Genomic DNA, 12301 nt, shown 5'->3' with positions numbered 1-12301 from the left:
CGTGCCGAGGGCGCGTACGGCACCGCGCGTACGGAGCCGCCTCAGCCCGCGGCGTAGCAGTGGAGGGTCACCACCTGGCCCGGTCCCCACTCCTGACCGGCCGTGCCGAGCGGGCGCCAGCCGAGCCGTTCGTACAGGGCGCGCGCCGACGTGTCCGAGGCGAGCACGTCCAGCACCGGGTGGCGCCCCGCCGCGCGCGCCGCGTCCACCGCCGCCGCCAGCAGCCGCGCCCCGGCGCCCCGGCCGCGGGCGGCGGGGGAGACGAAGAGGCGGCTGACGACCGCGGTGGCGGACGGGTCCGTCCCGGTCCGCTCGCTCCACAGGTGCGCGGCGAGGTCGTCGGGTGTGGCCCGGCACAGCACCACGTGCCCGATGACGGCACCGTCGCCCCCGTCCGCGCCGCTCACCGCCACCCAGGCCGCTTCGAGGGCCGGCGGGGACAGCCACCCGGCCGGATCGGCGGGCCAGTTCGCGGGGTACGAGCTGTGGGCGTGGACCGCGGCCAGCACGTCGGCACAGGCGTCGAGATCGGCGCCGGTCCTGGGGCGTACCAGCAGGGGCACGGCCGGGGAGCCGGGGCGGGGCCCGGAAGGGGGCGTGTCGTGGGCGCGCATCGGCGTAGCCAACCACGCCCCGGCGCCGCACCGCACGCGTTTTGTGGGGCCGCCGGCCGCCGCCGGCGCCCGGGCCGTTGACGCGGACCGCCCGCGTCAAGGGGAGCGTTGAGGCGACGAGCGCGGACCGCCCGCGTCACGAACGCGGACGGCCGAGGCCGCGAACGGGGCTCTCCCGCGCCGCGAACGCCGACCGGCCGGGCCCCATCGGCGTGGGCCCGGCCGGTTCATGCGGTGCGCCGCTGTGCGGTGCGCCGCTGTGCGGTGCGCGACGGCGTCGCGCACCGCGGCGAGGAGCTGCCTTACGCCGTGGCGGCCGGCTTGCTCTCCTCGTCCTTGGAGAACGCCGCCGCCGTCGTGCGGAGCGGGACCTCCTTGATCAGCAGGGACAGGAGGAACGCGACGACCAGTACCGCCGCGCCGACCAGGAAGGCCACCGAGATGGCGCCGGTGAAGCCGACCTTGAACGGGTGCGCGAGCGCCGGGTCCAGCTTGGCGAGGAAGGACGTGTCGTTCAGCGCGCCGGTGTTGGCGTGCGTCAGCTGCTTCAGCTGGTCCGGGTGGGCCTGCGCTGCCTTCTGGAAGGCGGGCGTGTGCTGCGCCGAGGTGAACGCGTCCGAGATCTTGCCGACCACGATCGAGTACACGATCGAGAGGAACACCGCGACACCGACGGTGCCGCCCATCTGCCGGAAGAACGTCGTGGACGAGGTCGCCACACCGATGTCGCGCGGCGGTACCGCGTTCTGCATGGCCAGCACGATCGTCTGCATGTTCAGGCCGAGACCCGCGCCGACGATGAACATCGCGAAGTCGATGTAGACCAGACCGCTGTCGGCCGTCATGCGCCACAGGAGCAGCATGCCGACGACCAGCAGCACGCAGCCGATGATCGGGAAGATCTTGTACTTGCCGGTCCGGGACGTGACCTGGCCGGAGACCAGCGACAGCAGCATGATGCCGAGGACGAGCGGGAGCGTCAGCAGACCGGCCTTGGTGGGCGAGTTGCCCTTGACCAGCTGGAGGTAGAGCGGCAGCAGGGTGATGCCGCCGAACATGCCGATACCGATGATGAACGACTGCGCCGTACCGACGGCGAACATGCGGTTCTTGAACAGCCGCATCGGCAGCAGGGCGTCGTCGCCCGCGCGGCGCTCGGCCAGCAGGAACAGCACGATGCCGATGGCGCCGATGATGTATCCGGCGAGCGAGCGGCCGGAGCCCCAGCCCCACTCCCTGCCCTGCTCGGCGACGACCAGCAGCGGCACCAGCGCGATCACCAGGGAGGTCGCGCCCTGGTAGTCGATCTTGTGGTCGCGGCGGACGTGGTCGAGGTGGAGGACCTTCGCGACGACGATGAGAGCGGCGGCGCCGATCGGGACGTTGATGAGGAAGATCCAGCGCCAGCCGTCGATGCCCGCGACCGTGCCCGCACCGGCGAGCGCGCCGCCGATGACCGGGCCCAGCACGCTGGACGTACCGAAGACGGCCATGAAGTAGCCCTGGTACTTGGCGCGCTCACGCGGCGGGATGATGTCGCCGATGATCGCGAGAGCCAGGGAGAACAGACCACCGGCGCCGATGCCCTGGAAGGCACGGAACGCGGCGAGCATGTACATCGACGTCGACAGCGTGCACAGCATCGAGCCGAGCACGAAGACGGATATCGCGAACATGAAGAACGGCTTGCGGCCGTACTGGTCGGACAGCTTGCCGTACAGCGGCGTCGCGATCGTCGAGGTGATGAGGAACGCGGTGGTGACCCAGGCCTGGGCGGTGAGGCCGTGCAGGCTCTCGCCGATCTTGTAGATCGCCGTGGAGACGACGGTCTGGTCCAGCGCGGCCAGGAACATGCCCAGCAGCAGACCGGAGAGGATCACCATGATCTGGCGGTGGGTGTAACCGGTCGGTCTCGGCTCCTCGGAGCTGCCCGGGCCGACGTTGGCCGACGCGGCGTCGGCGGTGGACGTCATTGCGTGGTTTCCTTTCGAGTCGCCGGACGGACGGTCCAGTCCGTATCGGCGAGCGTGGTCTTGTAGGCGAGGAAGTCGTCGGTGAAGCGGGAGACCAGCGCGGCGAGCTGGCCGCGTTCCCCGTCCTCCCAGGCGAGCAGCATCTGCTCGTAGTGCAGGTTCCTGCGCTGCTTGCGTTCGTCGACCGCCTCCCGCGCCTTCGCGGTGGCGGTCAGCAGGCTGGCACGGCCGTCGACGGCGTCCGCGTGGCGTTCCAGGAACCCGTCCCGTACGAGTTGGGCGACGTGCCTGCTCACCGTGGACGGATCGGACTGCACCTGCTCGGCGAGTTCCTTCACGCGCAGCGGTCCCTGGGTCACCACGGCGCTCATCAGAAGGAACGTCGACCAGTCGACATCCCTGCGGGCCTTGTCGAGCATGTGCTGACGGGCTTTGAGGAACAGGTGCATCAGCCGCTCCATGCCTTCGGCCAACTGCGAGGTGGGATCGGCGAACGCGGGTTCGCCCGATGGTGCGCACATCGATTCTGACCCCTGCTGCGGGGGCACGCCGCTCATGCCCTGCCCTCCCGTGGCTGTGTCATGCAACTGCATGCGTCATGCAAGTGCTTGCCTCACACAACCATATCGCGGAACTGGCGTTCATATGACCACGAGAGGGGGCGCGTGGAGGCGCGGGTGCCCGCGAGGGTGCGGCGCGGAGCGCGCGCGGGCGCGCCCCCGGGCGGTGCGCGCAGCGATGCCCTGCGGTGGCCAGGAGGCATGGCTGCCGCGCCTGCGGCCAGAACTCGCCTTCCCACCTCGCATACGACGGGACGGAATCGCATTTCGGGTGGCTTTTGAGGTTCTCCGACCGCGCCGACGGGCATCACCCGGTAGGACCGAGCGGACGACCCCGTCCCGGTCCGCACGTGCGGACCTCCCGAGGGGGAACCATGAGCCGACTCCTCACCGCCTCCTTCACCCTCACCGGCGAGGTGGCACGCCCAGTCAGGCTGACCGTGGGGGACCTGAGATCGCGCTGGCGGCAGCGGCGAGCCGAGGTCGTCTTCCACTGCCTCAAAGAGGGCCCGCGGCGGCACTCCTTCGCCGGCCCGCTGCTCCGGGAGGTCGTCGCCGACGCGGGCCCCGCCTTCGGGGCGCCGGGGCGCAAGGCGCGCGCGGGCCTCCTGCTCGGCGTCAACGGCGGTGACGGGCATCACACCGTGCTGTCCTGGGCGGAGATCGACGCCGACTTCGGTGACGTGCCGATGCTGCTGGCGACCGACATGGACGGCCGGGCCCTGGAGTCCGAGGGCACGCAGCTCGTCGTGCCCTCGGACCACTGCGGGGCGCGGTACGTCAGCGCGGTCACGTCCGTACGGGTGATGGCGTGGTCCAGGGTGGCCGCGCTGCTCCCCGGGCCGTTGCCTTCTCCGGCGCTCGCGCTCGCGCCCGCTGCCCTGCCGGGGCAGGCCGGGTCAGGCGACGGCCAGTGAGATCTCCGTCGACTTGATCAGCGCGACCACACTGCTGCCCGCGCCGAGCTCCAGGTCCGCCACGGCGTCACGGGTGATGGCCGAGGTCAGCACGGTGCCCTCGACGGCCGCCTTCACGCTCGCCATGGCGCCCCCGACTGCCACTTCGGTGACCGTGCCCGGGAGCTGGTTGCGGATCGACAGGCCCGTGACGACTCCGGTCGCCAGGGACACCTCGGTCGACTTGATCAGCGCGCGTACGGCGGATCCCGGCTCGATCCCGAGGTCACGTACCGCCTCCCGCGTGACGGCCGCCGTCAAGGTCCGGCCGCCGTCGAGACGCAGTTTCACGACGGCCATCACCTCGCCGTGGGTCACCGTGGAGACGGTGCCGGGAAGCTGGTTGCGGATGCTCAGGTTCATGGGACGCCTCGTTGCGTGGGGTGCGTGGGGTGCGTGGGGTGCGTGGGGTGCGTGGGGTGCGTGGGGGGAGTCGGACGGAGCGGTGTCATGTGTGTTCTTGGCCGTTATGTCAGACTTCGCGCACTCTAGCGCCCGACCAGGGGAGCCCCGGGTCCCGCCTCGACGCCTTCCGCGTTCCTCACCTCCCCGTCCCGTGGCGGGGGAGCGCGAGTCCGCCCTCCGGCGGCCCGAGGGCCACGTGCCAGAATCGCGGGGCCGGGGGTGAGCGGGAGCGGAAGGGGTGGTCAGCGGCGATGAGCGGCACGGAGACGACCGAGGGGGCCGGCGGCGCCGGCGGGAACGGTCAGGAACCCTGGCAGTGGGAAGAGTCGACCTGGCGGGGCCACGTCGGCGCGGTACGGGCGGGCCGCCCGCTGCGCCCCGCGCGCTGGCCGGGCGGCGCGCGCGTCGCCGTCGCGCTCTCCTTCGACTCCGACCACGAGACGATCCCGCTCAGGAACGACGAGACGCAGCCGGGCAAGCTCTCGCAGGGTGAGTACGGCGCCCGCGCGGGCGTGCCCCGCATCCTGCGGCTGCTGCGCGACCGGTCGATCCCGGCCACCTTCTTCATGCCCGCCGTCTCCGCGCTGCTCCACCCCGAAGAGGTACGGGCGTACGTCGACGCGGGCCACGAGGTGGCGCTGCACGGCTGGATCCACGAGCGGAACATGCAGCTCGCGGCGGCCGACGAGCGCGAACTGGCCTTCCGGGCCGCCGACACCCTGGAGTCCCTGACCGGCCGGCGCCCCGTCGGCATCAGGACGCCCTCCTGGGACTTCTCGGACAACACCCTGGCGATCTCACGCGAGTTGGGACTGCTGTACGACTCGTCGCTGATGGCGGACGACGAACCGTACGAGATCCTCGACCACGGCGAACCCACCGGCATGGTGGAGATCCCGGTCGAATGGATCCGCGACGACGCCCCGTACTTCACGATGGACCGCTACACGGGCTCCCGCCCCTACACCCCGCCGCGCGGTGTCCTGTCCCTGTGGCGCGACGAGTTCGACCTGGCGGTGGAGGAGGGTGGCGTCTTCCAGCTGACGATGCACCCCCACGTCATCGGCCACCGCTCCCGCTTCGCGGTCCTGCGCGAACTCCTGGATCACATCGGCACGCACAACGTCTGGTACGCCACCCACGAAGAACTCGCCACGTACGTCAACCGGGAGTGCCCACCGGCCGCGTGAGCCACGGAAGAGGTGCGGGAACGACAAGAATGCTGCCATGTCTATGCCCGAGCTGGCCCCGGAGATCACCGAGTTCTACGCACGGACCATCGACGAGGCCGACCGGCTGATCGGGTCGGCCGACGGGCGGTTGGAGCTGCTGCGCACCCAGGAGTTGCTGCGGCGGTACCTGCCGCGGGCGCCGGCGCGCGTGCTGGATGTCGGGGGCGGGCCCGGGGCGCACGCGCGGTGGCTGGTGGAGGACGGGTACGACGTTCACCTGGTGGACCCGATCGCCCGGCACGTGGAGGCGGCCGGACAGTTCGGCTGCACGGTCGAGCTGGGCGATGCCCGCCGGTTGACGGCCGAGGACGCCTCCTACGACGTGGTCCTCGTGCTCGGGCCGCTGTACCACCTCCTCGACGCGGCGGACCGGCACCGCGCGCTCGCCGAGGCGTACCGGGTGGTGCGGCCCGGTGGGCTCGTCGCCGCCGCCGGGATCAACCGGTACGCGTCGCTTTTCGAGCACACCGCGTTCGCGCACCTCGACCAGGAGCGGCTGCGGAATTCGGTGGGTGCCATCCTGGCCACGGCCCGGCACGACGGGAAGCGCGGCTTCACCGCGGCCTACTTCCACCGCGGCGAGGAGTTGGCGGACGAGGTCCGGGCCGCCGGGTTCGAGGAGACCCAGGTCTTCGGGGTCGAGGGGCCGGCGTGGTCGCTGCTGAAGGCGGTGGAGCAGCACACGGGTCAACCGGTCACCGGTACCGACCTGTTCGATTCCGCGCTCGCCGCCGCGCGGATGGCGGAGCCGTATCCGGAGCTGCTCGCGGCCAGTTCGCACCTGCTGGCGGTGGGGCGGCGGCCGGGTCCCGAGTAACCGGCCGGACGGCCCTGCCGCCCTGCGGCCTTACCGGCCCACGGCCCGGCGATGCGACGCCCCGACGTCACGACGGGAGGCGGCCCCGGAACGTGGTCCGGGGGCCGCCTCGTCGCGCGGCGCGCTGCGGTGCGCCGGTCCTGGGGTGGTCAGCAGCTGAGGTTGCCGCCCGCGGGGACGCCCAGGATGCCGACGAAGCGCTGGTAGTTGTCGACGCGGCTCTGCACCTGCGCCGGGTTGCCGCCGTTGCACTCGATGGAGCCGTTGATGGAGCGGATCGTCTCGCCGAAGCCGCGGCCGTTGACCATCGCGTCGTGCGGCGTCATCGTGCCGGGGCCGGTCTGCGTGTCCCAGTACCAGAGGCCGGTCTTCCAGGCGATCGCCGCGTCCTGCTGCACCAGGTTCGGGTTGTCCAGCAGGTCGATGCCGAGCGCGTCGCCCGCCGCCTTGTAGTTGAAGTTCCAGCTGAGCTGGATCGGGCCGCGGCCGTAATACGCGGACTGGCCGGCGGGGCAGCCGTAGGGCTGGCTCGTGTCGCAGTAGTGCGGGTAGTTCGCGGTGTTCTGCTCGACGACGTACTGGAGGTTGCCCGTCTCGTGTGCGACGTTGGCGAGGAAGGCGGCGGCCTCCTGCTTCTGCGTCGTGTCGCTGCCGGTGCGGGTGAAGCCCGGGTACGCGCCGAGGGCGTTGACCAGGCCCTGGTAGGTGTAGAAGCCGTTCCGGTTCGGGAACATCTGGTTGAACTGGTTCTCGCTGACGACGAATCCGCTCGGGGTCCCGCCGCCACCGCCGTTGGTGCCGGCCGCGTTCCACTTCTGGTTCGACTGGCCCGAACAGGTCCAGATCTGCAGGCGGGTGCCGTTCGCCGTGGAACGGTCCTTCACGTCGAGGCACTTGCCGGCGCTCAGGCTGACGATGTCCTGCGCGCTGTTGACGGACCACTTCTGGTTCGGTGCGCCCGTGCAGTCCCACAGCTGGACCAGGGCTCCGTCGCCGGTGCCGGCGTCGACGACGTCAAGGCACTTGCCGAGTGCGCGGACCGTGCCGTCGCCCGCGACCGTCCACTGCTGCGCGGCGGTTCCGTTGCAGTCGTAGAGCTGGACGGCGGTGCCGTTGGCGTTGCTTGCCGCGGCGACGTCGACGCACTTGCCGCCCAGGCCGGTGATCTGGCCCACCGGGTCGGCGGCGGAGGCGGGCACGGTGAACAGGACGGACAGGAGCGCCGCGACCGCGAACGCGGCGACGGATCTGACGAGCAGGAGACCTCGTGGGGGTTGCCTCAGCATGTCCGGGTCCTTCTTCCTTCACTCCGGGAACGCGTGGTGCCGCGGGCGCCGCGCCGTGCGGGACACGGTGCGGCGGTGCGGACGTGGCGGCGGGTTGCGGAAAAGTGCACGGGAGGTTCGCTTGGATTGAAAGGGAAGGTCTAGACCTTGTCAAGTATCTGACAAAAACCGGACGTCGACGCGGGCGTCGGATGTTCGTGCGGTGGAGGAGCGGACGCCAACGCCCGGCGGCGAAGGGGGTGTTGGATACCGTGCTCGGACGATTCCTGGCCCGCACCCCGCACCCCGCATCCCGCCGTGCCAAGCCACGCCGGGCACGGTAGTTGGCCGGTCGGTGATTCGCGGGTCGGCCGGTTCGCCGGGTCGTGGCTTCGCCGGGCGTACGGTCGTCTGTCCGGAATCAGTCGGCCTCTGTAGCCGGACGACGACTCTCAGCCATAAGGCGGGTGCGTTCCGTACGACCTTTCATTCCTCAGCCCGTCGCGGGTAGCCGGAGCGTACGTATCCGGCAGCGGTGCCCGGCGTGGGGGAGCGGCGCCGCTGCCACCGGAGAAAGGGACGACGCCCGTGGAACCGGACATGCCGTCAACAGTCTTACGCGGGGGGCGCGCAGCCATCAGTTTCCGCGTCTTCGACGCCCATCACCACCGCCTCTGGCTGCGTTACGCGCACACCCAGGCCGGCGGTGCCCGGGCCGCGGGAGTGATCGTGGACGCGACCCGCGCCCGGCTCGCGGCCGACTGGGCGCACGTGCGGGAGCAGCCGTCCGTCTCGGGCCACGCCTGGGCCCTGCTCAGGCAGGAGGTGGCCGGCTGGCTGGACCGGCACGAAAGGGAGCCGGTGATCGCCGGCACGGCGGCCTTCCGGGCCGCGCTCCGCGGGCTGCTGCTGTACGAGACGCGGGACGCGTTCACGGTGCTGGAGGGCGGGATCGGGCTGTACGGGGCGATCGCCGCGCTGCCCGAGCGGCAGTACGACGTGGTGGTCCTGCGCTACGTGCTGCGGGCACCGGACGAGGACGTCGCCGCGTACCTCGGCATCGAGCTGTCCACCGTACGATCGCACGTGCGGCATGCCAGGCGGCGCCTCGCGCGCATGCTCGACATCCCCGAGACGGCGTGATCGCCGGTGCGGCGTCGGCGAGACGGCGTGCCACCCGGCGTGGCCCCATCGACGGCTGCCACAGCGCCGTGCGGCCCGGGCGCGACCGTGACGCGTCCCGGCACCGTGAACGGCCCAGGGCCGCGGTCCTGCTGACGGACGCGGTCGAATGAGCGCGCGGGTGGCCGTGCGCCGGTCCGCAGCCCTCGCGGCGGCCTCGTCAGCCCGTCGTCACGGTGAACAGCCCGCCGTCAGGATCCCGCAACGTCGCCGTCACCGCCGTGCCGTGCGCCGGATCAGGCGCCGGCGACGTGGCCACCGATCCACCCGCCGCCGTCGCGGCCCGGATCACCGCCGTGATGTCCTCCACCCGGAAATGCACCTCCCAGCGGGGCCGTACCCGGGGGTCCGGTGGCGACTCCAGCGCGCCGCCGTACAGTTCCGCCACCGTCCGCCCGCCCTCCGTCACGCGGACGTGGTCCTCCTCGTACCGCACGTCGCAGCCCGCGTCGGGGGTGGCCGCCCAGCCCAGCACCTCCGCGTAGAAGATCGCGGCGGCGAACGCGTCCCGGGTCCGCAGCCGCAGGGTGGCGGGCGCGTCGCCGAGCCCGACGGACCAGCCCTCCATCGTCATCCCGGCCCAGAACCCGAAGATCGCGCCCTGCGGATCGGCGGCCAGTGCCGCGCGCCCCGTCGTCATCGCCAGCGGCCCCACTGCGACGGTCGCGCTGCGCTCCCTGATCCGGGACGCGGTGGCGTCGGCGTCCGCGACGGCGAAGTACGGGATCCAGGCGACCCCGGCCCGCAGGTTGCTCGCGAGCGCGCCGATGCCCGCGACCGGCGAGCCGTTCTCGGCAAGCGCGACGCCGAACTCCCTGCCGAGCGGAGAGGTGCGGAACCGCCAGCCGAGCACCTGGCTGTAGAAGTCCTGGGCCGCGCCGAGCTCGTGGGTCATCAGGCTCACCCAGCAGGGCGCCCCGGACAGGGCACTCGACGCGACCGGGGTGTGGGGTGACCGCTCCATGGTGACGTTCCTCAAGACCTTCCTCCGAGGGGGAGCCGCGGCGGAGCGCCGGCGGATACGCGGGGGGATCAGCCTTCTCCTTCCCCGACGCTCTGTCCGGACGGCTCGCCGGTGCGGGCGGCGTGAGAAACGGTGTCCATGATGCGAGCGGCTCGTGCACGGACTCCGCCGGGGCCGGCACATCGCGTGGCCACCGCGAGGTGAGCACGTCAACCTCCGGGATCCGCACGATCCTTGCGGACCCGCGTCCGCCGGGCGCGGACGGAGCCCCGACGGGTGCCGGTGCACCGGCGGCCCACATCCTGGGATCTTTGTTCGCCATACGGGCGGCCGGGCGCATCGGGTCCCGGGTGGGGGCCGGCCCCGGGCAGGCGCCGGCGCCGGTGTCGATCACCGGGCATAGGTTGGGGGCGCAGGCATCCATTTCGTCGACGACAGTGAGCGCACGATGACGGAGTACCGCCCGTTCGGACGCACAGGCGTCCAGGTCAGCCCGCTGTGCCTGGGCACGATGATGTTCGGTTCCCGGGGGAACCCGGACCACGACGACAGCATTCGGATCATCCACCGCGCCCTCGACTCGGGCATCAATTTCATCGACACGGCCGACGTGTACTCGCGGGGCGAGTCGGAGACGATCGTCGGCAAGGCCCTCGCCGGCGGGCGGCGCGACGACGTCGTCCTCGCCACCAAGTTCCACGGCGACATGGACGACGGGATCAACCACCGGGGCAACAGCCGCCGATGGATCTTCCAGGAGGTGGAGAACAGCCTCCGTCGCCTCGGCACCGACTGGATCGACCTCTACCAGGTGCACCGGCCGGAGCCGGGGACCGACATCGACGAGACGCTCGGCGCCCTCTCCGACCTGGTCCGGCAGGGCAAGATCCGCTACATCGGCACCTCCACCTACCAGCCCTCGGAGATCGTCCAGGCGCAGTGGACGGCCGAACGGCGGGGTCGCGAACGCGTGGTTTCCGAGCAGCCGCCGTACTCGCTGCTCGTGCGCGGCATCGAGCGGGAGATGCTGCCGGTCGCGCAGCAGTACGGCATGGCCGTCATCCCGTGGAGTCCGCTCGCGGGCGGCTGGCTCTCCGGCCGCTACCGCAAGGGCGCGGAGCAGCCGTCATCGAGCCGTGCCGACCAGGGCGTGCGCTTCGACATCGGCGCGGCGGAGAACGCGGCCAAACTGGCCGCCGCCGACGCGCTCGCGCAGCTCGCGGACGAGGCGGGGATGTCGCTGGTCAGGCTCGCCCTCGCGTTCGTCCTCGAACACCCCGCGATCACCTCGGCGATCATCGGGCCGCGCACGATGGAACAGCTGGAGACGCAGCTCGGCGCGGACAGGATCCGGCTCGGTCAGGACGTCCTGGACCGGATCGACGAGATCGTGCCGCCCGGCACCAACCTGTCGCAGCGGGACGTCGGTTACACCCCGCCGTCCCTGTCCGACGCGGGCCTGCGCCGCCGGTCCCGGTGAGCGGTCGCCGGGACCGGCGGACGGCGCGGGACTCCCGTGCCGCTCGCCGGTCCGGGCGCTGCCCCTCCCCGCCCGCCGCCGGAGCTCCGGCGGCCCCGGTGCCCCTGGCGGATCGGGAAGTTCGGGTGGTTCGCGTGGGTCGGTCCAACTAGCGCGCTGTCATGTTCAGTTGGTCCCATGGTGTAGTGCGTGCCGGGTTCCGCCCCGGGCGTCGGCCGCCGCCGGAAACCGGCAAAGCCCGGACGCCGAAGCGGAGTCCGTCCTACTCTCTAGCTGTGTCAGGCGAGTCGGGTCGGGTGCTCGTTGTCGACGACAACCGAGTCATCCGGCAGCTGATCAGGGTCAATCTCGAACTGGAGGGTTTCGAGGTCGTGACCGCGGCCGACGGCGTCGAATGCCTGGAGGTCGTGCACGAGGTCGCACCCGACGTCGTCACACTCGATGTCGTGATGCCGCGCCTCGACGGCCTGCGGACGGCCGCCGTCCTGCGCGCCGACCCCCGTACCCGCGATGTGCCGCTCGCGATCATCAGCGCGGGCATCCAGCACGAGGCAGGCTCCGTCCGCGGGGCCGCCGCCGACGCCTTCCTCGCGAAGCCCTTCGAGCCCGCCGAACTGGTCCGTCTCGTACGGCGGCTGGCCCGCGCGGACCGGCGTACGGGCATACGCGGCGGCGCGCAGTCCGCTCCCGGCGCCCGCGGCTGAGACACCACGCCCGAAAACCGCACTCCGCCTGCCCCGGCACCCCGGAGTCCCGGCCCACGGCCCGCACACGACGCCCGGCGGTCGCCCCCGCCGGAGAGCGATCGGCTCCCGCCGGTGAGCCGCTCCCGCCGGTGAAAGAGCGCCCCGGA

Annotated in this window: 12 protein-coding genes; 6 read left to right on the top strand and 6 right to left on the bottom strand. The window is 71.9% G+C overall.

What is annotated here, in order from left to right:
- Positions 1-41: 41 nt before the first annotated feature.
- The 3 genes from OG310_RS10660 to OG310_RS10650 all read right to left on the bottom strand — a co-directional run bounded on the left by OG310_RS10660 (position 42) and on the right by OG310_RS10650 (position 3144).
- Positions 42-614: a GNAT family N-acetyltransferase gene (locus OG310_RS10660; protein WP_329455638.1), complete on the bottom strand. Its 573-nt coding sequence runs from the start codon at positions 612-614 to the stop codon at positions 42-44.
- A gap of 302 nt (positions 615-916) precedes the next feature.
- Positions 917-2587 carry an MDR family MFS transporter gene (locus OG310_RS10655; protein ID WP_329455637.1) on the bottom strand — a complete coding sequence of 557 codons (1671 nt, stop codon included), beginning with the start codon at positions 2585-2587 and terminating at the stop codon, positions 917-919.
- Positions 2584-3144, bottom strand: coding sequence for a MarR family winged helix-turn-helix transcriptional regulator (locus OG310_RS10650; protein WP_329455636.1), 561 nt, complete (start codon positions 3142-3144; stop codon positions 2584-2586). Before OG310_RS10650 ends, OG310_RS10655 begins: the two co-directional genes overlap by 4 nt.
- A gap of 377 nt (positions 3145-3521) precedes the next feature.
- Here OG310_RS10650 and OG310_RS10645 point away from each other — a divergent pair, with 377 nt between their 5' ends.
- Entirely contained in the window at positions 3522-4064 is a 543-nt protein-coding gene (locus OG310_RS10645) for a molybdopterin-dependent oxidoreductase (RefSeq protein WP_329455635.1), read from the top strand.
- On the opposite strand, the gene OG310_RS10640 is transcribed toward OG310_RS10645, so the two are convergent.
- Complete coding sequence (locus tag OG310_RS10640; RefSeq protein ID WP_329455634.1) at positions 4047-4466, bottom strand: TOBE domain-containing protein; 420 nt, start codon at positions 4464-4466, stop codon at positions 4047-4049. The two genes, OG310_RS10645 and OG310_RS10640, sit on opposite strands and share 18 nt — an antisense overlap.
- Positions 4467-4759: 293 nt before the next feature.
- Between OG310_RS10640 and OG310_RS10635 the strand changes: the two genes are divergently transcribed.
- Together OG310_RS10635 and OG310_RS10630 are read left to right on the top strand one after the other, a co-directional pair.
- Positions 4760-5698, top strand: coding sequence for a polysaccharide deacetylase family protein (locus tag OG310_RS10635; protein WP_329455633.1), 939 nt, complete (start codon positions 4760-4762; stop codon positions 5696-5698).
- Positions 5699-5735: 37 nt separating this feature from the next.
- Positions 5736-6557, top strand: coding sequence for a class I SAM-dependent methyltransferase (locus tag OG310_RS10630; protein WP_329455632.1), 822 nt, complete (start codon positions 5736-5738; stop codon positions 6555-6557).
- A gap of 149 nt (positions 6558-6706) precedes the next feature.
- Here the strand turns inward: OG310_RS10630 and OG310_RS10625 are convergent, their stop codons facing one another.
- The gene (locus OG310_RS10625) at positions 6707-7843 is read right to left on the bottom strand and encodes a lectin (protein WP_329455631.1); all 1137 of its coding nucleotides are present in this window, start codon (positions 7841-7843) and stop codon (positions 6707-6709) included.
- Between the two features lie 579 nt (positions 7844-8422).
- Between OG310_RS10625 and OG310_RS10620 the strand changes: the two genes are divergently transcribed.
- Positions 8423-8965, top strand: a complete 543-nt coding sequence (locus OG310_RS10620; RefSeq protein ID WP_329455630.1) for an RNA polymerase sigma factor — start codon at positions 8423-8425, stop codon at positions 8963-8965.
- 199 nt (positions 8966-9164) lie between these two features.
- Here the strand turns inward: OG310_RS10620 and OG310_RS10615 are convergent, their stop codons facing one another.
- The gene (locus tag OG310_RS10615; protein WP_329455629.1) at positions 9165-9968 is read right to left on the bottom strand and encodes a VOC family protein; all 804 of its coding nucleotides are present in this window, start codon (positions 9966-9968) and stop codon (positions 9165-9167) included.
- Positions 9969-10416: 448 nt separating this feature from the next.
- Between OG310_RS10615 and OG310_RS10610 the strand changes: the two genes are divergently transcribed.
- Both OG310_RS10610 and OG310_RS10605 read left to right on the top strand, forming a co-directional pair.
- The gene (locus tag OG310_RS10610) at positions 10417-11448 is read left to right on the top strand and encodes an aldo/keto reductase (RefSeq protein ID WP_329455627.1); all 1032 of its coding nucleotides are present in this window, start codon (positions 10417-10419) and stop codon (positions 11446-11448) included.
- A gap of 275 nt (positions 11449-11723) precedes the next feature.
- A complete protein-coding gene (locus tag OG310_RS10605) occupies positions 11724-12152 on the top strand; it encodes a response regulator (protein ID WP_443078599.1) in 429 nt (142 codons plus the stop codon).
- Positions 12153-12301: the final 149 nt, after the last annotated feature.

Origin of the sequence: Streptomyces sp. NBC_01497 (genome assembly GCF_036250695.1) — a bacterium.
Lineage (GTDB): Bacteria > Actinomycetota > Actinomycetes > Streptomycetales > Streptomycetaceae > Streptomyces.
The sequence above is the reverse complement of the archived record's forward strand: the minus strand, read 5'-3'. Positions and strand labels throughout refer to the sequence as shown.